At 66.2% G+C, this 22,756-nt stretch carries 18 protein-coding genes and 1 pseudogene; 5 read left to right on the top strand and 14 right to left on the bottom strand.

Going from position 1 to position 22,756, the window contains the following annotated elements; all coding sequences use genetic code 11:
* Positions 1-244 (top strand): annotated as a pseudogene (locus CP958_RS26485) (IS110 family transposase); the annotation flags it as partial.
* 875 nt (positions 245-1,119) lie between these two features.
* Here the strand turns inward: CP958_RS26485 and CP958_RS18210 are convergent.
* The 5 genes from CP958_RS18210 to CP958_RS18230 all read right to left on the bottom strand — a co-directional run bounded on the left by CP958_RS18210 (position 1,120) and on the right by CP958_RS18230 (position 7,672).
* Positions 1,120-2,013 (bottom strand): DMT family transporter, encoded by an 894-nt coding sequence (locus CP958_RS18210; RefSeq protein WP_096703643.1) that lies wholly within the window; start codon positions 2,011-2,013, stop codon positions 1,120-1,122.
* On the bottom strand, positions 2,010-3,611 hold the full coding sequence (locus tag CP958_RS18215) for an ABC transporter ATP-binding protein (RefSeq protein ID WP_096703644.1): 1,602 nt from the start codon (positions 3,609-3,611) through the stop codon (positions 2,010-2,012). The genes CP958_RS18210 and CP958_RS18215 overlap by 4 nt, the downstream gene beginning before the upstream one ends.
* On the bottom strand, positions 3,611-4,633 hold the full coding sequence (locus CP958_RS18220; protein ID WP_096703645.1) for an ABC transporter permease: 1,023 nt from the start codon (positions 4,631-4,633) through the stop codon (positions 3,611-3,613). Before CP958_RS18220 ends, CP958_RS18215 begins: the two co-directional genes overlap by 1 nt.
* A 157-nt stretch (positions 4,634-4,790) precedes the next feature.
* A complete protein-coding gene (locus CP958_RS18225; protein ID WP_096703646.1) occupies positions 4,791-5,894 on the bottom strand; it encodes a microcin C ABC transporter permease YejB in 1,104 nt (367 codons plus the stop codon).
* The gene (locus CP958_RS18230) at positions 5,891-7,672 is read right to left on the bottom strand and encodes an extracellular solute-binding protein (protein ID WP_096703647.1); all 1,782 of its coding nucleotides are present in this window, start codon (positions 7,670-7,672) and stop codon (positions 5,891-5,893) included. The genes CP958_RS18225 and CP958_RS18230 overlap by 4 nt, the downstream gene beginning before the upstream one ends.
* 241 nt (positions 7,673-7,913) lie before the next feature.
* Here CP958_RS18230 and CP958_RS18235 point away from each other — a divergent pair, with 241 nt between their 5' ends.
* Together CP958_RS18235 and CP958_RS18240 are read left to right on the top strand one after the other, a co-directional pair.
* Entirely contained in the window at positions 7,914-9,095 is a 1,182-nt protein-coding gene (locus CP958_RS18235) for an ATP-binding protein (protein ID WP_096703648.1), read from the top strand.
* A complete protein-coding gene (locus CP958_RS18240) occupies positions 9,088-9,774 on the top strand; it encodes a hypothetical protein (protein ID WP_096703649.1) in 687 nt (228 codons plus the stop codon). Before CP958_RS18235 ends, CP958_RS18240 begins: the two co-directional genes overlap by 8 nt.
* A gap of 12 nt (positions 9,775-9,786) precedes the next feature.
* On the opposite strand, the gene CP958_RS18245 is transcribed toward CP958_RS18240, so the two are convergent.
* The 9 genes from CP958_RS18245 to CP958_RS18285 all read right to left on the bottom strand — a co-directional run bounded on the left by CP958_RS18245 (position 9,787) and on the right by CP958_RS18285 (position 18,267).
* Positions 9,787-10,452 carry a FecR domain-containing protein gene (locus tag CP958_RS18245; RefSeq protein WP_242442983.1) on the bottom strand — a complete coding sequence of 222 codons (666 nt, stop codon included), beginning with the start codon at positions 10,450-10,452 and terminating at the stop codon, positions 9,787-9,789.
* Positions 10,453-10,506: 54 nt separating this feature from the next.
* On the bottom strand, positions 10,507-11,907 hold the full coding sequence (gene ahcY, locus CP958_RS18250) for an adenosylhomocysteinase (RefSeq protein ID WP_096703651.1): 1,401 nt from the start codon (positions 11,905-11,907) through the stop codon (positions 10,507-10,509).
* Between the two features lie 105 nt (positions 11,908-12,012).
* A complete protein-coding gene (locus tag CP958_RS18255) occupies positions 12,013-12,429 on the bottom strand; it encodes a cupin domain-containing protein (protein WP_096703652.1) in 417 nt (138 codons plus the stop codon).
* A gap of 17 nt (positions 12,430-12,446) precedes the next feature.
* Positions 12,447-14,264 (bottom strand): phosphoenolpyruvate--protein phosphotransferase, encoded by a 1,818-nt coding sequence (gene ptsP, locus CP958_RS18260; RefSeq protein ID WP_096703653.1) that lies wholly within the window; start codon positions 14,262-14,264, stop codon positions 12,447-12,449.
* 10 nt (positions 14,265-14,274) lie between these two features.
* Positions 14,275-14,568: an HPr family phosphocarrier protein gene (locus CP958_RS18265; RefSeq protein WP_096703654.1), complete on the bottom strand. Its 294-nt coding sequence runs from the start codon at positions 14,566-14,568 to the stop codon at positions 14,275-14,277.
* Entirely contained in the window at positions 14,568-14,975 is a 408-nt protein-coding gene (locus tag CP958_RS18270; RefSeq protein WP_096703655.1) for a PTS sugar transporter subunit IIA, read from the bottom strand. Before CP958_RS18270 ends, CP958_RS18265 begins: the two co-directional genes overlap by 1 nt.
* Positions 14,976-15,045: 70 nt before the next feature.
* The gene (gene rapZ / locus CP958_RS18275) at positions 15,046-15,963 is read right to left on the bottom strand and encodes an RNase adapter RapZ (RefSeq protein ID WP_096703656.1); all 918 of its coding nucleotides are present in this window, start codon (positions 15,961-15,963) and stop codon (positions 15,046-15,048) included.
* The gene (locus tag CP958_RS18280) at positions 15,963-16,394 is read right to left on the bottom strand and encodes an HPr kinase/phosphatase C-terminal domain-containing protein (RefSeq protein ID WP_096703657.1); all 432 of its coding nucleotides are present in this window, start codon (positions 16,392-16,394) and stop codon (positions 15,963-15,965) included. Before CP958_RS18280 ends, rapZ begins: the two co-directional genes overlap by 1 nt.
* A 52-nt stretch (positions 16,395-16,446) precedes the next feature.
* Positions 16,447-18,267, bottom strand: a complete 1,821-nt coding sequence (locus tag CP958_RS18285; protein ID WP_242442984.1) for a lytic transglycosylase domain-containing protein — start codon at positions 18,265-18,267, stop codon at positions 16,447-16,449.
* A 250-nt stretch (positions 18,268-18,517) separates the two neighbouring features.
* On the opposite strand from CP958_RS18285, the gene CP958_RS18290 reads away from it, so the two are divergent.
* Both CP958_RS18290 and acnB read left to right on the top strand, forming a co-directional pair.
* The gene (locus CP958_RS18290; RefSeq protein ID WP_096703659.1) at positions 18,518-19,447 is read left to right on the top strand and encodes a DUF1848 domain-containing protein; all 930 of its coding nucleotides are present in this window, start codon (positions 18,518-18,520) and stop codon (positions 19,445-19,447) included.
* A 552-nt stretch (positions 19,448-19,999) separates the two neighbouring features.
* Complete coding sequence (acnB, locus tag CP958_RS18295; RefSeq protein WP_096703660.1) at positions 20,000-22,585, top strand: bifunctional aconitate hydratase 2/2-methylisocitrate dehydratase; 2,586 nt, start codon at positions 20,000-20,002, stop codon at positions 22,583-22,585.
* Positions 22,586-22,756: the final 171 nt, after the last annotated feature.

A 22,756-nucleotide genomic window follows, 5' to 3' on the forward strand; every position in this document is an offset into this window, starting at 1 on the left:
GATAGCGGTCGCCGCCCTTGGCCCCATCACCAAGGCCGGCGACCGCTATCTCCGCTCCTTGCTCGTCGTCTGTGCCACCGGCATGTTGCGCCACCGAACCGAAAGCCCGTGGATCAAGGCGCTGCTGGAACGCATGCCGGCACGCAAGGCTACCGTCGCCATCGCCAACAAGCTGGCCCGGATCGCCTGGGCTATTCTCGCCCATGGCGGCACATATCACAGGCAAGCCGGATTGGCCGCCTGAACCAAAGTCCAACCACGGCACTTCGATTGCGAGGGCGATGAAAGCGTGATGGCGACCGGTCAGACCCACGAGCCGAAAAACCCTGTTCGTGTCCCGGCCGGTCGAGGCCGTACGGATGATTTGGGAGCGGTTCGCGGATCACATCATGGCCAGCGGCAAGGTGTGCCGCGCAAACAGGCCGGACACATGACTGCCCCAGACCGGCGGACACTGCGCCTAATTTTCCTTGCAACGCAGGGGCCGTCCACACAGGACACGGACACAAATCCAGGCAGAGAGATGGTTTTCCATATTTCGATTCAAAATATTGGGATGAAACTGATTCTTGGACCCTAATTGAAGTAGGGTGGTATCGGTACTATCCCCGTTATCCACCTTATCCACAGGCGGATAAGCCTGCCGCCCCATCTTGATTCGGGTATAATCGCTAGGTCCTTCAACGACTGAAGGCGGGGTTTCCCCCGCCCTCAGCTCCGCGACGGCCCCGGCGAAGCAGGACCGTCCTCGGACTCGCAATCAAAGGAATCCAGGCTTCGCCGGTCATCGTCAACTCTAATTTGGAGCTAACAGGAATGACCAAGCCTACTCATACTCCCGGCACGGACACAGGTACCAACGGCGGAATCTATCAGGAGATCGGCCCTCGTGGCGGCCTGAAGGATAATTTTGCCACGGTGCCAGATCACACTAAGCTGCCTCCGACGACTGCTCCCGGTCACGGATGGACGCCGGTGATGATTACTCCCGACAGCAATCGGAGGTAATTGAGTGCCCCCGCCTCCAGCACCAAGGCGGCGGGGGAATTTCTGATTATCCGTGTAATCCGTGACCCGGCATACGCCGGGCTCCGCGTTCATCCGTGTCCCTGATCCGATTCACCGCCTATTCACCAGCCAGATTCCCGCCGCCACCAGGGCCATGGCGGCGCTTAGGGACCAGGTGATGCGCTCGTTCAGCAGCAACGCGCCAAGCAGCATGCCGAACAGCGGCGTCAGGAACGAAAAGGCCGACAGCCTGGTGGCGGGATAGCGCGAAATCAGCCAGAACCACGTCAGGTACGAGGCGAAGGCGACGATGACCGTCTGGCCGGCCAGCGAGGCCCAGACCAGGGCGGAGGGCTCGCCGATGATCCCCTTCTCGCCCAGCAGCGGCGAAGCGATCGGCAACGTGATGGCCGAGACGCCCAATTGGTAGAACAGCGTCTTGCTGGGCCGGATGGCGGACAGGCGCGAGGTGCGGACCAGCACCGTGGTGCCGCCCCACATGATCGCCGCCGCCAGCAGCATGGAATCGCCGATCACCTGCCTTTTGTCCGGCAGCGACAGGTTGTCGCCGAACGCCAGCAGGATACCGCCGAAGGCGCACACCAGACCCAGCCCCTGCACCCGGCTCAGCCGCTCGGCCGGCACCAGCCAGTGCAACCCCAGGGCGACCACGAAGGGGGCGGTGTACAGGAACACCACCGCCCTGGATGCCGGAGTGTAGTCCAGCCCCCAATAGATCAGGGCGAACTCGGCGCTGAACAGCAGTCCGGCGGCCAGTCCCGCCCGGCCCGAACCGTCCGGCTCCCACAGCCGGACACCGCGCCAGCGGCACCAGCCCATCAGCAGCAGCACCGAACCGGCCGAGCGCAGCCCGGCCTGCAGTACCGGCGAGATGCCGGCATTGGCCACCTTGGCCGCCACCTGATTGAGACCCCACAGGGCGCACAGCCCCACCATCAGGGTCATGGCCAGAGCATCAAGATGGGCGTGGCGCTGGGGCGTCATGCCACTTCCAGATTGAAGGCCGCCGCCATCAGGGCGCGGGTGTAGTCGGTCTTGGGCGCCTTGAACAGCTCGTCGGCCCGGCCCGCCTCCACCACGCGGCCATCCTTCATGACCATCAGGTCGTCGGCCAGGGCGCGCACCACCCTGAGGTCATGGCTGATGAACAGGTAGGCGAGGCTGTGACGGGCCTGAAGATCGCGCAGCAGGTCGACGATCTGCGCCTGGACCGAGACATCCAGCGCGCTGGTCGGTTCGTCGAGCACGATGAATTTGGGCTTCAGGACCAAAGCGCGGGCGATGGCGATACGCTGACGCTGGCCGCCGGAGAATTCGTGGGGATAGCGGTCGCGCGTCGCCGGGTCGAGGCCCACTTCCTCGAGGGCGGCGGCGATCAGGCGGTCGCGCTCGGCGCCGTGCATGGCGGGCTCGTGCACCTCGAGGCCCTCGCCGACGATCTGACCCACCGACATGCGGGGACTGAGCGAGCCGTAGGGGTCCTGGAACACCATCTGCATCTGGCGGCGCAGGGGCCGCAAGGTGCCGGCGCTCATAGACTGGATGGCCGTGCCGCCAAAGGCGATCTCGCCTTCGGACTCCAGCAGACGCAGCAAAGCGAGGCCCAGCGTGGTCTTGCCCGAACCGCTTTCCCCCACCACGCCGATGGTGTGACCGCGCTTCAGTTCCAGGCTGACCCCGTCCACCGCCTTGATATGGCCGACGGTCTTGCGCCAGATACCGGCCTTCAGCGGAAACCACACCTTGAGGTCGCGGGCCCGCATCACCACCGGCTCGCCTTCGCCCGCGCGGTGCGGCTTGCCCTTGGGCTCGGCCTCCAGCAGGCGCCTTGTGTAGGGATGGGCCGGCGCATCGAACACGGCGGCCAGCGGGCCGCTCTCGACGATCTCGCCGTCCTTCATGACCGAGACCCGGTCGGCCATCTTGCGCACGATGCCCAGGTCGTGGGTGATGAACAGCAACGCCATGCCGAGCCGGGCCTGCAAATCCTTCAGCAGGGCCAGAATCTGCGCCTGGATGGTGACGTCGAGCGCCGTGGTCGGCTCGTCGGCGATCAGGATGTCGGGCTCACCGGCCAGGGCCATGGCGATCATCACCCGCTGGCGCTGACCGCCAGACAGTTCATGGGGCAGGGCGGACAGCCGCTTCTCGGGCTGGGGGATGCCCACCAGGCTCAGCAGTTCGATGACACGGGCCCGCAACGGAGCGCCGCGCATGCCCAGATGCAGTTCCAGCACCTCGCCCACTTGGGCGGCGATGGAATGCAGCGGGTTGAGCGAGGTCATGGGCTCCTGGAACACCATGGCGACCCGCCGGCCGCGCACCGACCGCAAGGCACGCTCCGGCGCGCCCACCAGTTCCACGCCGTCCAGGCGGATGCTGCCCTTGGGATGGCGGGCGCGGGGATAGGGCAGCAATTGCAGGATGGACAGCGCCGTCACCGACTTGCCCGAGCCGGACTCGCCCACCAGCGCCAGGGTCTCGCCCTTGTTCAGGACGAAGGACACGCCCTTGACCGCCAGGACGGGGCCGAAGCTCACGGCGAGGTCGTCGACGACCAGAAGGGGCGGCGTTTCACTCATCAGGTCGTCTTCCTTGGATCAAAGGCGTCGCGCACCGCTTCGCCCACGAAGACCAGCAGCGACAGCAGGGTGGCGACCACCACGAAGCCGGTCAGGCCCAGCCAGGGAGCCTGCAGGTTCTCCTTGCCCTGGCGCAGCAAATCGCCCAGCGAGGCCGAGCCGGGCGGCAGGCCCAGGCCGAGGAAATCCAGCGCGGTCAGCGACACGATGGAGGAATTCAAGATGAACGGCATGAAGGTCACCGTCGCCACCATGGCATTGGGCAGCACGTGACGGACCATGATGCGGCGATCGCTCATGCCCAGCGTGCGGGCGGCGCGCACATAGTCGAAGTTGCGGGCGCGCAGGAACTCGGCCCGGACCACGCCGACCAGATTGGTCCACGAGAACAGCACCAGGACCAGCAGCAGGGTCCAGAAGCCCGGCTTGATGATGGAGGCGATGATGATCAGGATCAGCAACTCCGGCAGACCGCCCCAGATTTCCAGGAAGCGCTGAAAGGCCAGATCGACCTTGCCGCCGAAATAGCCCTGCACCGCGCCGGCCGCCACGCCGATCACCGTGCTGACCAGGGTCAGGGCCAGCCCGAAGCAGATGGACAGCCTGAGGCCGTAGATCAGCCGGGCCAGCACGTCGCGCCCCTGGTCGTCGGTGCCCAGCCAGTTGCGGGGCGACGGCGGCGAGGGATGCAAGGCCCGCGGGTCGTAATTGATGGCGCGGTAGTCGAAGGGAACGGGCGGCCACAGCGCCCAGCCCTTCTCGGCGATCTTCGCCACGATATAGGGATCGCGGTAATCGGCATAGGTCAGGAAATCGCCGCCGAAGGTCACCTCGGGGTAATCCTTGACCATGGGAAAGTAGGTCGCCCCGTCATAGCGCACCATGATCGGCCGGTCGTTGGCCACCAGTTCGGCGCCCAGGGTGACCAGGAACAGGGCCAGGAAGATCCACAGGCTCCAGAACCCCCGCCGGTTGCGGCAAAAGGCATCGAGACGGCGGCGGTCCAGCGGCGTCAGGCGCATGGGCGATGTCCTGGCAGATGAACCACGAAGGCACGAAGGCATGAAGAAAACTCGAAGACTATTTTTCTTCCTCCTTCTTCGTGTCTCCGCGCCTTCGTGGTGAAATTCACGGTCCGAACCGGCACCCGCGCGGGCAAGGGGCTTTGCTGCGGCATCCTCATCCCCCCCTCCCCTCGAAGTCGATGCGGGGGTCGACCCAGTGATAGGCGAGATCGCTGACCAGATTGAGCACCAGGCCCAGCAGCGAGAAGGCGTAGAGCGTGCCGAACATCACCGGATAATCGCGGTTGCTCACCGCCTCGAAGCCCAGCAGGCCGATGCCGTCGAGGGAAAAGATGATCTCCACCAGCACCGAGCCGGTAAAGAGAATCCCCACCAGGGCGCGGGGAAAGCCGGCGACGATCAGCAGCATGGCGTTGCGGAAGATGTGGCCGTAGAGGATGCGCCGCTCGGAGAGGCCCTTGGCCCGGGCGGTGACCACGTACTGCTTGTTGATCTCTTCCAGGAACGAGTTCTTGGTCAGCATGGTGAGGCCGGCGAAACCGCCGACCACCAGCGCGGTAACCGGCAGGGCCAGATGCCAGAAGTAATCCACGGCGCGCGCCGCCAGGGAGGCGCCCTCCATGCCGGGCGACGACAGGCCGCGCAGCGGGAACCACGAGAAATACCTGCCGCCGGCGAACACCACGATCAGGGCGATGGCGAACAGGAAGCCGGGTACCGCATAGCCGATGATCACCGCCCAGGACGACGCCACGTCGAGGCGCGAGCCGTCCCGCGTCGCCTTGACGATCCCCAGCGGAATGGAGACCAGATAGATGATCAGCGTGCTCCACAGGCCCAGCGAGATGGAGGTGGGCATCTTCTCGATCACCAGCCCGACCACCGAGGTGTCGCGGTAGAAGCTCTTGCCGAAATCGAAGCGGGCATACTGGCCCATCATCAGCCAGAAGCGCTCGTGCGCGGGCTTGTCGAAGCCGAATTGCCGCTCGATCTCCTTGATGAAGTCGGGGGGCAGCCCCTGGGCGCCGCGATAGGCCCCCCGGCCGCCCTGGGCCGGCGCCGCCTTGACCTGGGCGGTCTCGCCCGAACCGGCCCCCGACACGCGGGCGGCGGCGTCGACCGCGGTGCCCTGCAGCCGGGAGATCATCAGCTCCACCGGCCCGCCGGGGGCAAATTGCACCACCGCGAAATTGATCAGCATGATGCCGAACAGGGTCAGCGGAATCAGCAGCAGCCGGCGCAGCGTGTAGGCGATCATTTCCTCACCCACCAGGTCATCAACTGCACCCCGCTCGACGGCGTCACGGCGGGCATGTCGAACTTGTCCCACCATACCAGCCGGTCGAGGCCCACATGCCATTGGGGGATGACGTAGTAGTTCCACAGCAGCACCCGGTCCAAGGCACGGGTGCGGGCCACCAGGGTTTCGCGGTCGGGAGCGGAAATCACCTGCTCGATCAGGGCATCCACCGCCGGATTCTTGATGCCGGCCACGTTCTGGCCGCCGGCCTCGTCGGCGGATTCGGCGCCCCAATAGCCCAGTTGCTCGTTACCCGGCGACTGGGACTGGCCCCAGACATGCACCACCATGTCGAAATCGAAGTGGTCGAGGCGGTTCTTGTACTGGGCGGTATCCACGGTGCGCACGCCGGCCTCGATGCCGAGGCGCGCCAGATTGCGGGCGAACGGCAGGGTGATGCGCTCCCAGGCTGGCTGGACCAGCAGAATCTCGAAGACGAAGGGTTTGCCCGACACGTCGACCAGCTTGCCGTCCACCACCCGCCAGCCCGCCTCTTCCAGCAGTTTCATGGCGGCGCGGAGATTGGGGCGGATGTTGCCGTCACCCTCGGTGGCCGGCGGCTTGAACTCGGTGGTGAACACCTCGGGCGGCACCTTGTCGCGCAGGGGCTCCAGTGCCTTGAGTTCCAGGGCTGACGGCAGGCCCGTCGCGGCCAGTTCCGAGTTGGCGAAGAACGAAGCGGTCCGTTTGTACTGGCCGTAGAACAGGGTCTTGTTGGTCCACTCGAAATCAAAGGCCAGGCCAAGGGCACGGCGTACCCTGGGGTCGGCGAACAGCGGGCGGCGCAGGTTGAAGACATACCCTTGCATGCCGGCCGGGCGCTGGTTGGCGAAGGCGCCCTTCCTGCCCCGTCCGTCCTTCAAGCCGCCCCAGTCCTCGTAGGCGGTGGCCCATTTCTTGGCCTCGTTCTCGGCGCGCCAGTCGTATTCGCCGCCCTTGAACGCCTCCAGCGCCACGGTGGTATCGCGGTAGGAATCGTAGCGGATACGGTCGAAATTATGCTCGCCCCTGCGCACCGCCAGATCGGCGCCCCAGTAATCCTTGACCCGCTCATAGGTGATGGTGCGCTGGGTGTCGAACGACGCCACCTTGTAGGGACCGCTGCCCAGGGGCGGCTCCAGGGTGGTGACGGCGAAGTCACGGCCCTGCCAGTAATGCTTGGGCAAAATGGGCAATTGCCCGACGATCAGCGGCAATTCGCGGTTGTCGCCGGGCTTGAAGCTAAAGCGTACCCGGCGCTCGCCCAGCTTCTCCACCTTGTCCACGGCGGCGTAGTAGAAGCGGTAGCGGGGATGGCCCTTGCTCTTCAGAATCTCGAACGAGAACACCACGTCGTCGGCGGTGATGGGCTTACCGTCATGCCAGCGGGCCTTGGGCCGCAGGTTGAAGATCACCCACGAACGGTCGGCGGGCACCTCCACCGTCTCGGCGATCAGGCCGTATTCCGAGAACGCCTCGTCGGCCGAATTGATCATCAGGGTCTCGAACGGCAGATCGGCCCCGGCCGGCGGGTCACCCTTGACGACAAAGGGGTTGAGGGTGTCCCAGCCGCCGATCTCGGCCAGCCTGATCTCGCCACCCTTGGGGGCATCGGGATTGACGTAGTCGAAATGCCTGAAGCCCGGCCCGTATTTGGGGGCGCCATGCATGGCCAGCCCATGCACCGGCGCCACCGTCTCGGCGAAGGCGGCGGGGGCGGCAAGGAACAGACAAAGGGCGAGGACCAGGGCGCGCATGGGGCCAGAGTTTGGGGCCAAGCGCGCCACAGGGCAAGGGGGCAGCACAGCGAACTCGGCAATGCCGGCGACACTGCAGCCAGAAGCGAACGACCCTGTTGGCACATCCGGTGGATGGGCGTAAATCAATGGGTAATCATTCGAGGTGAAAATGGCGCGTGCGGCGCCACGCACATGCCGTGCGCCACCGTTCTCCGGTCTTGATGGCAGCACCTATCCGCACTCGCCTCCTGGGGGGCACATGATCAGGACGATTCAGATTGAGGGCTTCAAGTCCGTCCCAAAAGAAACCATAGAACTTGGGCGGGTGAACTGCTTCATCGGCGCCAACGGGGTGGGCAAGAGTAACGTGTTGGAGGCACTGGGAGTGCTCGGTGCCGCCGCCAACGGGCGCGTTGACGACGAGGCCTTACTGAGACGCGGCGTTCGCCCCGGACTGCCAAGTCTGTACAAGACCTCTTTTGAATCCCTGCGTATGCCCGCCCATATTTGGGTGTCGGCCTCCGATGGAAATGGAACCGATTACGGCGTTTCGCTGCTCAATCCACTGCGTGCACCCGAACCGGCATGGTCTTTCAAGACCGAGCGACTTTCCACCCCGGAACACGACATTGTAAGCGACGGTGTTCGAAACAAGCGCAATCTCACACCCACCCAGGGACTTGCGGCTCTACGCGCTGTCGATATTGCTCCGGACGACCCCGCAGCCCATCTGATGCGGCGGCTGCAAAACTACGCCATCTACTCGCCTAATACCCCGACTCTCCGTGGCATGGTCGGCGACCAGCAATCACGCAGCCCTCTAGGACTGGCCGGAGGCTCGCTGGCTGAAGCCTTCGCCGAATTCCACCGGTCGGTGCTGAGCAGGAATGATGAGCTGCTGGACAGTGTGTATGGGCTAATCGACTGGATCCAGGACATCGACACGACCGTATCGGCCGGGGCGCTGCTGTCGCCCTCAGTAGCGCGCGGCAAGCTGCTGCTGCGATTCACCGACCGTTTCATGCGCTCCAGTCGCAACACTTTGACCGCCTACGACGCCAGCGAGGGGGCACTGTACATCCTTTTCTGCGCGATCTTGTGCCTGTCACCCCAAGCACCCATGGTTTTCGCCATCGACAATATTGACCAAGCCCTCAATCCAAGGCTGGTAACCCGTCTGACGGAGAGACTGGCCGGATGGCTTCGAAGCGCCAATCCGGAGCGCCAACTGCTGTTTACCACACACAATCCGGCGGTTCTCGACGGCCTTGATCTGCTGGGAAACCCCGAGAGCCGTCTGTTCGCCGTCGAGCGCAATAGCGAAGGCCACACCCGCGTCCGTCGGGTGACGATCACTGAGGATATACGGGCTCTAAACGAGACGTATCCTTTGTCTCGCCTCTGGCTCATGGGAAAGCTGGGGGCGGTTCCCAATGTCTGATCCGGACCTGCGTATCGCGATAGTGGCGGAAGGGCCAACCGATCAGGTGGTGATTGAAGCGGCCCTGAAAGCGATCCTGAACCGCCCCTTTATTCCCACTCCGCTGCAACCGGAGTCGACCCGGCCGGATATGGGTGGTGGCTGGGGTGGTGTATTGAAGTGGTGCCTGGAGTTTCGTCGGAGCTTTGGCAGCGTCGCCCGCGACCCCCTTCTTGATCAATTCGATATGGTGATCATTCATGTGGATGCCGATGTGGCCGGCAAGTCATATGCGGATTACGGGCCGAATCTTGAGCTTCTGGCCGTGAAAGAGGCGCTGCCACCTCTGCCTTGCCAGCAGCCTTGCCCGCCGCCCGCCGCTTCGGTCATGGCGCTGCGTACCGTCCTGATGGGCTGGCTTGGCATGGCCAATCTTGATGGCAAGATGGTGTTCTGCATCCCATCAAAAGCCACCGAGGCCTGGTTGGCCTCAGCCGTCCGCCCGGCCGTTACGCCGGAGATGGAATGCGATCTGAGCCTGGAGACCAAGCTTAAGATGCTGCCCAAGGCCCTACGAATTCGGAAGAGCGTGCCAGAGTACCAGAAGCACGCCGCCGCCATTCGATCCGGGTGGAACCACGTGGTGGCCCGCTGTACCCAGGCCGAACAATTTCAGCAAGATGTGCGGTCGGTGGTCTGAGCCACCTTTACCCTACCTCCGCATAAACGGCGGCACCCGGCCCAGCAGGGCTTCCAGCATGACCAGTTCCTCGTCGGTGTGGTCGATCACCGTATAGGGCTCCATCACCGGATCGCGACCCGGCGGGAAGATGCGCCGCGGCGCGTCGTGGTGGTGGGTCTGGACCTCCTCGGCCTTGGCGGGGTCACCCACCGGAACCATCACCGCCCGGCCGTAGCAGACGCAGATATTGGTCACCGCCGGGCGGCTTTCCAGATAGACGGCGGTGCCGCGGATACCCACGCTGGCGAGCGGGGTCTTCAGGGTGATCCGCTTGGGGCCGAACACCGAGAGAATACGGCCGCTGTCCAGATTGATCTCGCGCCCATCCCGGCCGTCGGCCACGGTCGCCGCACCTTCGGGGCGCAGCAGAAAGGCGTCGTCGCCCAGGGTAAACACCGCCTGACCGTCGGGGCCGGTGGCAACGGTATCACCCGAGACGACGGCGCTGCCCGATTGGGCAGACTTGCCGTTGATCAGCACGTCGCCGCTGCTCTGGTGCAAGGTCCCACTGCCCGCCGTCATGGCCGAGGCCGGACGCAGCCGTCCGAATGCGGTGACGGCGGCTATCCCGGTCAGCAGGCGGCGACGGATAGGATCGGGCTTGCCACAGGTACACATGGACGGCGTCTCTTTCATGAAAAAACCCCCTTCCGTCGCCGGAAGGGGGTTCCATCCGCTCGAGAGAGCAGTCTAGTACCGATAGGTCTCGGGCTTGAAGGGGCCTTCGACCGCCACACCGATATAATCGGACTGCTTCTTGTTCAGCTTGGTGAGCGTGGCGCCCAGCTTGGCGAGATGCAGCTTGGCGACCTTCTCGTCCAGGGTCTTGGGCAGAACATAGACCTTCTTCTCGTACTTGCCGGGATTGGTGAAGATCTCGATCTGGGCCATCACCTGGTTGGTGAACGAGGCGCTCATCACGAACGAGGGGTGGCCGGTGGCGCAGCCCAGGTTGACCAGACGGCCCTCGGCCAGCAGCAGGATGCGGTTGCCACCGGGGAACTGGATCTCGTCCACCTGCGGCTTGATGTTGTTCCACTTGAAGTTCTTCAGGCCGGCGACCTGGATCTCCGAGTCGAAGTGACCGATGTTGCAGACGATGGCGCGGTCCTTCATGGCCCGCATGTGATCGACGGTGATCACGTCCACGTTGCCGGTGGTGGTGACGAAGATGTCGCCGCGCGGTGCGGCCTCTTCCATGGTGGCGACCTCGTAGCCTTCCATGCAGGCCTGCAGCGCGCAGATGGGGTCGATCTCGGTGACGATGACGCGGCAGCCCTGGCTGGCCAGCGACTCGGCCGAGCCCTTGCCCACGTCGCCGAAGCCGGCGACCACGGCGACCTTGCCGGCCAGCATGACGTCGGTGGCGCGGCGGATGCCGTCGACCAGGGACTCACGGCAGCCGTACTTGTTGTCGAACTTGGACTTGGTCACCGAGTCATTGACGTTGATGGCCGGCCACAGCAGGGTGCCCTTCTTCTCCATCTCGTAGAGACGGTGCACGCCGGTGGTGGTCTCCTCGGTCACGCCCTTGATGGCGGCGCCGTTGCGCGAATAGAAGGTCTTGTCGGTCGCCAGCTTCTTCTTGATGGAGGCGAACAGGACTTCCTCTTCCTCGCAGGTCGGGTTGTTCAGCACCGACAGGTCCTTCTCGGCGCGCATGCCCAGGTGGATCAGGAGGGTGGCGTCGCCGCCGTCGTCCAGGATCATGTTGGGGCAGCCGCCGTCGGCCCACTCGAAGATGCGGTGGGTGTAGTCCCAATACTCTTCCAGGTTCTCGCCCTTGATGGCGAACACCGGGATGCCGGCGCTCGCGATGGCGGCGGCGGCGTGGTCCTGGGTCGAGAAGATGTTGCACGACGCCCAGCGGATGTCGGCGCCCAGCGCCTTCAGGGTCTCGATCAGCACGCCGGTCTGGATGGTCATGTGCAGGCTGCCGGCGATGCGGGCGCCCTTCAGCGGCTGCGACGGGCCGAATTCCTCGCGGGTGGCCATCAGGCCGGGCATCTCGCTCTCGGCGATGTCCAGTTCCTTGCGGCCCCAAGCGGCCAGGGCGATATCGGCAACCTTGTAATCGGTGAAGGCGGTCATGGCGGTCCCTTAAGACGTGGTTTTCCAGCTGCGGCCTGTGTAGCAGGCCTCCGGACAAAACGCAATACGATATAAAGATATCTTTATGTGGACATGGCCCGCCGGCTATTTCACCAGACTGACATTGGCCGTACCTTCGGCGCCCATGAAGACGCAGAGGATGCGCACCGGCCGGTCGGTGGCGTTGATGCCGCGGTGGGGAGCATTCATGGCCTCCATCAAGGCCTGGCCCTGGGCATAGGTCCGCCGGCCGTGGGGGCCGTAATCGACGGTCACCTCGCCCTCCAGGATGTAGGCGTACATGGGAGCCGGGTGGAGGTGGAGCGCCGCCTCGGAATGGGGAGCCAGGGTGACGATGGTCGAGGTCACCCGGGCGGCGCCGGAGGCCGGATACCGGATGGTCTCGCCGATGACGGTGGTGGTGGTGGACAGCAACTGGACGGAGGGATAGGCCTCCTCGGCCATGGCGGGACGGCCCGCCCCCAGCAACAGCGCCATGGCGGCGGCGAACAGGATACGCATGGTTTTCCCCCTGGTGGCTATCGTCCCTCGAACTCGTCCAGCAATTGCCCGATTTGCCCGGAATCGGTCTGCTTCATGATGGTGCGGGCCAGCCCCTCGGCGGCGGCGAGGCTGAGCGAGCGGATACGGTTCTTGACCACCGGCAGGTTGGAGGTGGTCATGGACAGCTCGCGCAGGCCGAGGCCCAGCAGCAGCGGGGCGTAACGGGGGTCGCCGGCCATCTCGCCGCAGACGCTGACCGGGATATTGGCCCGGTGGGCGGCTTCGGCGGTGAACTGGATCAGGCGCAGCACCGCCGGGTGCAGCGGGTTGTAGAGGTGAGCCACCGCCTCGTCGGCCCGGTCGATGGCCAGGGTGTACTGCACCAGATCGTTGGTGCCGATGGCGAAGAAATCGGCGTGCCAGGCGATGGCGTCGGCCGACAGGGCCGCGCCGGGAATCTCGATCATGGCGCCGAGCGGCGGCAGCGGGTCGGGCAGGGCCACGCCCGCCTTGCGCAGGCGGCGGATCACCCGGTTCATCACCTCGCGGGTGGCACGCAATTCGCCCACCGTGGCGATCATGGGTATCAGGATGCGCACCGGGCCGTGCACGGCGGCGCGCAGGATGGCGGACAGCTGGGCCTCCAGCAGGTCCGGACGCGCGAGGCCGAGGCGGATGGCCCGCAGGCCCAGCGAGGGATTGGGCCCGATGGTGCAGCCCAGCGCCGGAGCCAGCTTGTCGCCGCCGGCGTCGAAGGTGCGCACCGTGACGGTACGCCCGCCCATGCGTTCGATGACGTCCTTGAGGATGCGGTACTGCTCGTCCTCGCTGGGCACGTCGTCGCGGTTCATGAACAGGAACTCGCTGCGCAGCAGGCCGATGCCCTCGGCCCCCGAATCCAGCACCGCCCCCACCTCGTTGGGCAGCTCCATATTGGCCTGCAGGCCGATGCGCCCGCCGTCCCGCGTCACGGCCGGCACGTCCTTGAGGCGGGCCAGCACGCGCCGGGCCCTGAGGAAGGCGGCGCGCTCCTTGCGATAGAAGACCAGGGTTTCCGGCTGGGGATTGATCACCACCAGGCCGTTGGTGCCGTCGATGATGACCGTCTCGCCGCCCTTCACTCCCGCCAGCAGGTCGGCGATGCCCAGGACCGAGGGCAGGCCCAGCGAACGGGCCATGATGGCCGTATGGCTTTCGCTGCCGCCCACCATGGCCGCCAGACCGGCCACCTGGGCGGGGTCGAGCAGGGCGGTGTCGGCCGGGGTCATCTCCTCGGCGACGATGACCGCGTTCTTGGGCAAGGCGGTGAAGGGGCGGTAGGCGGTATTGGTCAGGGCGCGCAGCAGGCGCCGCCCGATATCCTTGATATCGGCGACGCGGGCGGCGAGATAGGGGTCGTCCATGGCCTCGAAGCCACGGACGATCTCGTTGATCTCCTGCTGGACGGCGGCCTCGGCGTTGATGCGTTCGGCGCGGATGCGGGTCTCGACGCCGCGCAGCAGGCGCGAGCCGTGCAGCATCTGGCGATAGGCGTCCAGCAGATAGCCCAGTTCCTCGCCGGCCGCTCCCCCCAGGCGCCCGGCCTTGTCCTGCAACTGCTCCACCTGATGGCCGGCATTGGCGGCGGCCTCGGTGAAGCGGACGCATTCGGCATCGAGCCGGTTGGCGGGAATGCGCAGCTCGGGGACGGTGATGGTGCCGGAATCGTGCAGATAGAGGGTGCCGATGGCGATGCCGCGCGACACGCCCAGCCCGTCGCGGACCAGCTCGCCGCCGACGCCGGGCGCGACCGCCGGATGGGCTGTTGCCCTGACCCGTCCCCCTGCCGTGCCGCTGCCCCCGCGCATCACCATGGCAGCGGCTTCAGTCTTCGTCGAACTTGCGGTCGACGAGATCGTACAGGGCCGCCATGGCTTCGTCGGCCTGGGCGCCGGTCACCTTCAACTCGATGGAACAGCCCGGCGCGGCGGCCAGCATCATCAGTCCCATGATGGACAGCCCCGACACCTCGGTGCCGCGATGGCCGACGGTGATCTGGGCGTCGAAGGTGGCGGCCAGCTTGACGAACTTGGCGGCGGCGCGGGCGTGCAGGCCGCGCTGATTGGTGATGGCGGCGGTGCGGACCAGTTCGCCGCCGGTTTCGATAGCGTCCGACATCACTTGCGATCCTGGGTCAGCAGCTTGGAAGCAACGTTGATGTACTTGCGGCCCGCCTCCTGGGCGCTGGCGACGGCGTCGGCCAGGGGCTCGGAATGCCGCACGCTGGCCAGCTTGATCAGCATGGGCAGGTTGACGCCGGCGATCACCTCGACCTTGGCCTTGTCCATGATGGAAATGGCCAGGTTGGAGGGCGTGCCGCCGAACATGTCGGTCAGCACCACCACGCCGGAACCGTCGTCGCAGCGCGCCACGCTGGACAGGATGTCGTTGCGGCGCTGTTCCATGTCGTCGTCGGGTCCGATGCATACCGCCCCGACATTGGGCTGCGGTCCCACCACGTGCTCGAGCGCGGCGACGAGTTCGTCGGCGAGCCGGCCGTGGGTGACGAGTACCAGTCCGATCATCTCAATCCCCCTTGGGCGGGCGAAAAGCCGGCCCCACCGGCTTCGATCCCGCGCGTGTTGCACAGTGACATCATGAACCCCCTTCGTCGAGTTCGCGATGGCGAAGCTCGACCCGTCCGCCGCGACGCTTCATCCACTCGGCGAGGCGCTCGGCGAGAGCGACGGAACGGTGACGGCCGCCGGTACAGCCGACGGCGATGGTGAGGTAGCTCTTGCCCTCGGCGGCGAAGCGCGGCAGCAGCGGCTCCAGCAGGCGGGTCAGCGATTCGAGGAACGGACCGAAGGCCGGGTCGGCCGCCACGTACTCGGCCACCGCCGGGTCGCGGCCGGTGAGCGGCTTCAACTCGGGCACGTAATGGGGATTGGCCAGGAAGCGGGCGTCGAACACCAGATCGGCTTCGCGCGGCAGGCCGTTGCGATAGGCGAAGGAGGTGATGAACACCACCAGCCCGCCGGCGCTTTCCAGCCTGAAATGTCCGGCCAGCACCCGCTTGAACTCGGCGGGCGGCTGGTTGGTGGTGTCGATCATCACGTCGGCGCGCGACCGCAGCGGCGAGACCAGGGCGCGCTCGTGGCGGATACCGTCCAGCAGCGGCCGGTCCACCGCCATGGGATGGCGCCGCCGCGTCTCGGTGAAACGGCGACACAGCACGTCGTCCTCGCAGTCGAGGAACAGCAGCCGCACGTCCAGGCCGCTCTCGCCCATCAGGCGGTCGAGGGCCGCCAGCACCGGCTCGACGCCGAAATCGCGGGTGCGGATGTCGACGCCCAACGCCAGGGGACGCGCCAGACCTTCGCCGGGATGGACCAGGCTGGCCACCAGGGACAAAGGCAGGTTGTCCACCGCTTCCCAGCCCATATCCTCCAGGGCTTTCAGCGCCATGGTCTTGCCCGCCCCGGACATGCCGGTGATGATCACCACCCGGCTGCCGCCTGGGGCGCCCTGGGGCTGGGTCGTATGGGTCGGGCTGGAGTGCGGATCGCTCATCACAGCGGCATTATATCTCGCGTTGAAGCGCGCATCGCAAGGCGAACCTTTGCCGCCGCCGACGCCTCGAAGGGGGCGAGACACAGGCGGCGGACGGCCAATCCGAGCAATTCCAAAGCGTTCGGTTCCGGCAGCCGTTCCACCTCCGATGGACTCGTCAGGTCGATCACCAGTTCCAGCCTCACCCGTTCCAGATGGGGCAGACGCACCAGCCCCAGGCCGCGCACCTCCAGCAGGCCGGCGATGGCCTCCGGCGGGCTGGCGATCAGGCTCTCGCCGTCGCGCTCCAGCCGGGTTTGGTCGTCGGCCACCAGCAGCGCGCCCTCGTCGACCAGCCGCAGCGCCAGATCCGACTTGCCGCCGCCCGAGGGAGCACGCAGGAGAACGCCGCGGCCATCAATGGCCACGCAGGTGGCGTGGACGAGAATCATGGGCAAAGGGTGGCGACGCCACCCGCCGGAGTCAAGACGGGCCGGAAAAGGATCAGCGCGAGGCCTGACGCGGCTTGGCCTGAATCGGGTCCTGGCCGGAATAGAGCGGCCATTCGCCCGAGGCCACCGCCTCGAGGGTATCCGATTGCTGGCCGAAGCGGCTCTGGTAGATCCAGTAGCTGGTCATCACCCGCTGCACGAAGGCGCGGGTCTCGCGCGGCGGCAGGCTTTCCACCAGCAGCAGCGGATCGTCGTTATGGCGGATGTTGGCCAGCCAGCGGCCCAGATTGCCCGGACCGGCGTTGTAAGCGGCGGCCATCAGCAGCAGGTTGCCGTTGACCGGCTCCTCGGTCAGCAGCTTGGAGACATAGCGCTGGCCCAGGCCGAGATTATGCTCGGGGTCGTGAAGCCGGTCGCGGGCGCCCCGTCCGCCGACGGCGGCGGCGGTGGCCGGCATCAGCTGCATCAGCCCGGTGGCGCCGGCCCCGGAACGGGCGTTGGGGTTGAACGAGGATTCCTGGCGCACCAGGGCGAAGACCAGGGCCTTGTCCACCTGCCAGCCGCCCTTGGGCGTCCAGTCGGGCACCGGGAAGGCGGCGGCATCATGCAGGCGGCCGTTCTCACGCGGCAACGAGCCGCCGAGGCGCACCGCCAGGGCCGGCATCTGGCCGGCATAGGCCAGGACCAGCATGGACTGGCGCACGCCCCGGCCGGCGGTGGGATAAAGCTTGCGCAGCTCCTCCTCGGCGGCGGCGCGGTCGCCCAGTTGCAGCAGGCCCAGGGCACGGCGCGCTCCCGGAATGCGCATCAGCAGATCGGCGTCACCCTCGGTGAAGGGCGGAACCTCCCACGAGAACTGGGACTGATGCCCCAGTTCGGCACGGGCCAGCAGGCCGTAATAGGTGCGCGACGAGGTGGCGGCCAGTTCCAGCCAGTGATTGTGGGCCTCGGGCCGGCGGGTGACCAGATTGGCCCGCGCCGCCCAGAAGGCTCCGGCCGAGGACAGCCAGTCCTGGCCGTCGGCATGCTTGGCCACTTCCTCGAAATGGCGGCGCGCCAGTTCGGGCTTGCCCAGGCGCCACTGGGCCAGTCCGGCGATCCAGTTGGCGGCGGGCAGCTGCTCGCCCGAGCGCTCGGCCGAAAGACCGGCCAGCGTGGCGGCGGGTTCGTCGCGGCCACCGGCGAAATGGTCGGCGGCGACCATCAGGCGCAGGCGGTCGAAATCCAGGGCGGCCATGGACTGGGCTTCGGCGGAAGCCATCATGGCCTCGACGCGGGCCGGCTCCTCGTCGCGCAGCGCCTGGCGCAGTCTGGCCTTGAAAGCCTTTACCTTGGTGGGCGAGGTTTCGACGTCATAGGCCACCTCTTCCCAGGTGGCGCCATCGGCCTCGAATTCGATGCTGGTGCCCTTGAGGCCGCCCTTGGCCGGAGCGCGGAGCGCGCCCACGCCCTTGCCGCCCTTGACCAGCCTGTGGATGGCCTCGGCCTGGGGCAGGTCGGCGTATTCGGACAGCCAGGCGCGGACTTCCTGGAACTTGGGCTTGGCGCCCGGCGCCAGCAGATGGCTCGCCAGCACGTGACCCTTCAGCAATTCGTCGCGAACCTTGCCCAGCTCGCGGTCGGCGGCGGCGAACTGGCCCGAGGCCTGCAGCGCCATCACCCGCTTGTAGAGTTCCACATCGGCGGCGGACAGCGGCTTGGGCAGGGGGGCCACACGGGCCTCGCGGTTGGAACCGGGCAGAATGGCCGCCGTCTGGGCGCCATCGGCGGCGGCGACCCGCACCTTTTCCGTCTTGCCGGATTCGCCGGCCAGGGCCGGGGAGGTCACTGCCATGATCGCCAGCATCACTGCCGGGAGGAGCCTGTCGCGCAAGGCTGTTCTCCTGCTTCGCTCGTGCTCCGATTCGCCCGTCGCTCGCGGATCGCGCGCCGGGATCGGACCACAGGGTTATCGAAAAAACCAATCGCGGTCCCCGGTTTTATAAATGACCCCTCCCGCCAGGGCAACGAAAAATGACTCCCGATTCATGAACAGATTGTAAATTCACCTTATAGAACAATGAGTTAAAGTTTTCTCCAGAGTCGTTGTGGCAGGACTCGCCCACAAGCTCCATAATGGCCGGATGATCGTCTCGGCCAGCTACCGCACCGATATTCCAGCCTTTTACGGCCGTTGGTTCCTCAACCGTTTCCGGGCGGGATGGGCCAAGGCGGTCAATCCCTATGGACGGCAGGTCTCCACCATTCCGCTGCGCCAAGGCGTGGACGGCTTCGTGTTCTGGACGCGCAATCCCGGACCGTTCCTCGGCGTCCTGGCCGAAATCCGCCGGGCCGGGATGCCATTCGTCCTCCACTACACGCTGACCGGCTATCCCCGCGCCCTGGAAACCTCGGTGATCGAGGTGGAACGCTCGCTGTCGCTGATGAAGGAGTTGGTCGACACCCACGGGCCGCGGGCGGTGGTGTGGCGCTACGACCCCATCCTCGCCACCTCGCTCACCCCCCTGGAATGGCACGCGGAAAATTTCACCCGGCTGGCGGCACGGCTGGAAGGAATCACCGACGAGGTGTCGGTATCCTTCGCCACCCTCTACCGCAAGACCGAACGCAATCTGGCCGCCGCCGCCCGCGCCCACCGTTTTGGCTGGAGCGATCCACCGCCCGAGGACAAGCGCACCCTGCTGCGCCGGCTGGCCGCGTCGGGCGCCGCCCATGGCATTCGCCTGACGCTGTGCTCGCAACCCGATCTGCTGACGGCGGGCGTGGAGCCGTCGGCCTGCATCGACGCAAGGCGGCTGGAGGACGTGGCGAAAGGTTGGGGACTGGACCGCCGGATCGCCGCCAAGGTCAAGGGCAACCGCCCCGGCTGCCTGTGCCATGAAAGCCGCGACATCGGCGAGTACGACACCTGCCCGCACGGCTGCACCTATTGTTATGCGGTCAACACCCGCACCCTGGCCAAGCGCCGCCATGCCGAGCATGACCCCGATTCGGAATTCCTGCTGCCGCCGCCCTGGCTGGAGCAGGGAGACGCACCGCCAACCCTGCTGTGACGCAAAGGCCGTGATCCATCACACTTAGGCCCAAGGGGCCGCGCCGCTTATGCGGCGGGAGCAAAGGGTCGCGGAGGCGGCCCGCCCGGCGATTGAGGGACTGGAAAATAACCCCTAGGCCCAAGGGGCCGCGCGCCTTATGGCGCGGGAGCCAAGGGTCGCGGAGGCGGCCCGCCCGGCGATTGAGGGACTGGAAAATAAGTACGGCGGCCGATGCCAGGGGGGGAAGCATCGACCGCCGTGTCTGGCCGGCTCGCCGCCTGAGAGGGGACGGGGGGCGGGAGCCTTGCGGAGGGCCATGACGCGGATCATCGGGGCCAATTGTGGCGATTTCATGGGCGGCATGCGACGTCCTCCCAAGAATTTGTCTTTTCCCAAGGCCGGCGTTGGGGGTAGTTTTCTTCCGCTTGAACCCCCACTTAAGGGTGGTATCCTGCGCGCCGGACACCGGGGGCCTCGACAACAGCCGAGGTCGCGGCGTTTGCGTGCGTCCAACGGATCGGCCGAACCACCCGGAAGTGGGGCCGCAACCTTGATCGAGAGGATTACGCCGTGCTTGAAGCCTATCGCCAGCATGTCGCCGAACGCGCCGCGCTCGGAATTCCCCCCCTGCCGCTGTCGGCGGAGCAGACCGAGGCCCTGGTCGGCCTGCTGCTCAATCCGCCCAAGGGCGAGGAGCAAGCCCTCGTCGATCTGATCACCTATCGCGTCCCCGCCGGCGTGGACGACGCCGCCAAGATCAAGGCCGAGTTCCTGGACAAGGTCGCCAAGGGCACCGTGGCCTGCGCGCTGATCAGCCGCGAGAAGGCCGCCGAACTGCTGGGCACCATGCTGGGCGGCTTCAACGTCAAGCCGCTGATCGAGCTGCTGGGCGACGCCAAGATCGGCGCCGTGGCCGCCGAAGGCCTGAAGAAGACCCTGCTGGTGTTCGACTTCTTCCATGACGTCAAGGAACTGGCCGACAAGGGCAACGCCAACGCCAAGGCGGTGCTGCAGTCCTGGGCCGACGCCGAGTGGTTCACCTCGCGTCCGGAAGTGCCGAAGTCGCTGACCGTCACCATCTTCAAGGTGACCGGCGAGACCAACACCGACGACCTGTCGCCGGCCCCCGACGCCTGGAGCCGTCCCGACATCCCGCTGCATGCGCTGGCCATGCTGAAGAACCCCCGCCCCGGCATCGAAGCGGACGAGCCCGGTTCGCGCGGTCCGCTGAAGCAGCTCGACGCCCTGGCCAAGAAGGGCAACCTGGTGGCCTATGTGGGCGACGTGGTGGGCACCGGCTCGTCGCGCAAGTCCGCCACCAACTCGGTGCTGTGGTTCACCGGCGAGGACATCCCCTTCGTGCCGAACAAGCGCTTCGGCGGCGTCTGCCTGGGCACCAAGATCGCCCCCATCTTCTACAACACCATGGAAGATGCCGGCGCGCTGCCCATCGAGCTGGACGTCAACCAGATGAACATGGGCGACGTGGTCGAGCTGCGTCCCTATGAGGGCAAGGCGCTGAAGGACGGCAAGGTCATCGCCGAGTTCACCGTCAAGTCCGAGGTGATCTTCGACGAGGTGCGCGCCGGCGGCCGCATTCCGCTGATCATCGGCCGCGGCCTGACCGCCAAGGCCCGCGAGTCCCTGGGTCTGCCGGTCTCCACCCTGTTCCGCCTGCCGGCCGTTCCCAAGGACACCGGCAAGGGCTTCAGCCTCGCCCAGAAGATGGTCGGCCGCGCCTGTGGCCTGCCCGAGGGCAAGGGCATGCGCCCCGGCACCTATTGCGAACCCCGCATGACCACGGTGGGCAGCCAGGACACCACCGGCCCCATGACCCGCGACGAGTTGAAGGACCTGGCCTGTCTCGGCTTCTCCGCCGACATGGTGATGCAGTCCTTCTGCCACACCGCCGCCTACCCCAAGCTGGTGGACGTCAAGACCCACCGCGAACTGCCGGGCTTCATCTCGACTCGTGGCGGCGTGGCCCTGCGTCCCGGTGACGGCGTCATCCATTCGTGGCTGAACCGCCTGCTGCTGCCCGACACCGTGGGCACCGGCGGCGATTCCCACACCCGCTTCCCCATCGGCATCTCCTTCCCGGCCGGTTCCGGTCTGGTGGCCTTCGCCGCCGCCACCGGCGTCATGCCGTTGGACATGCCGGAATCGGTGCTGGTCCGCTTCAAGGGCAAGATGCAGCAGGGCGTCACGCTGCGTGATCTGGTCAACGCCATCCCGCTCTATGCCATCCGCGCCGGTCTGCTGACCGTCGAGAAGAAGGGCAAGAAGAACGTCTTCTCCGGCCGCATCCTCGAGATCGAGGGCCTGCCCGACTTGAAGGTCGAGCAGGCGTTCGAGTTGTCCGATGCCGCCGCCGAGCGTTCGGCCGCCGCCTGCTCGGTGCGTTTGGACAAGGCTCCGATCATCGAGTACATGACGTCCAATATCACGCTCATGAAGTGGATGATCGCCAACGGCTATCAGGACCCGCGCACGCTGGGCCGCCGCATCAAGGCCATGGAGGAGTGGATCGCCAAGCCCAACCTGCTGGCCCCCGATGCCGACGCCGAATACGCCGCCGTGATCGAGATCGATCTGGCCGACATCAAGGAGCCCATCGTCGCCTGCCCGAACGATCCCGACGACGTCAAGCTGCTGTCCGAAGTGGCCGGCGCCAAGATCGACGAGGTGTTCATCGGCTCGTGCATGACCAATATCGGTCACTTCCGCGCCGCCGGTAAGGTGCTGGAAGGCAAGTCCGACATCCCGACGCGGCTGTGGATCGCGCCCCCCACCAAGATGGACGCCATGATCCTTAACGAGGAAGGCTATTACTCGGTGCTGGGCAAGTCCGGGGCGCGGATGGAGATGCCCGGCTGCTCGCTGTGCATGGGCAATCAGGCGCAGATCCGCAAGGGCTCGACCGCCATGTCCACCTCGACGCGGAACTTCCCCAACCGCCTGGGCATCGACACCAACGTCTATCTCGGCTCCGCCGAGCTGGCCGCCGTCTGCGCCCTGATGGGCAAGATCCCCAGCGTCGCCGAGTACATGGAGCAGGTGAACGTGGTCAACGCCAAGGCCGCCGACATCTATCGCTACATGAACTTCGACCAGATCGCCGAGTTCAGGGACGTGGCCGCCAAGGTCGCCGTCTGACCCGACGCGAAGTGATGGAATGGAAGCCCCCGCCGGGAAACCGGCGGGGGCTTTTCCTTGATACCCGCCGGCATCACTCCGGCCGGTGATGCCCAGGCGACGGCCAAGTGATCGGGCGATCCTTCGCCGGGAAACTTGCCGCGCCTTTTTCTCTTTCTAATGTTTGTTGCC

It is taken from the genome of Magnetospirillum sp. 15-1, assembly GCF_900184795.1.
Taxonomy (GTDB): domain Bacteria; phylum Pseudomonadota; class Alphaproteobacteria; order Rhodospirillales; family Magnetospirillaceae; genus Phaeospirillum.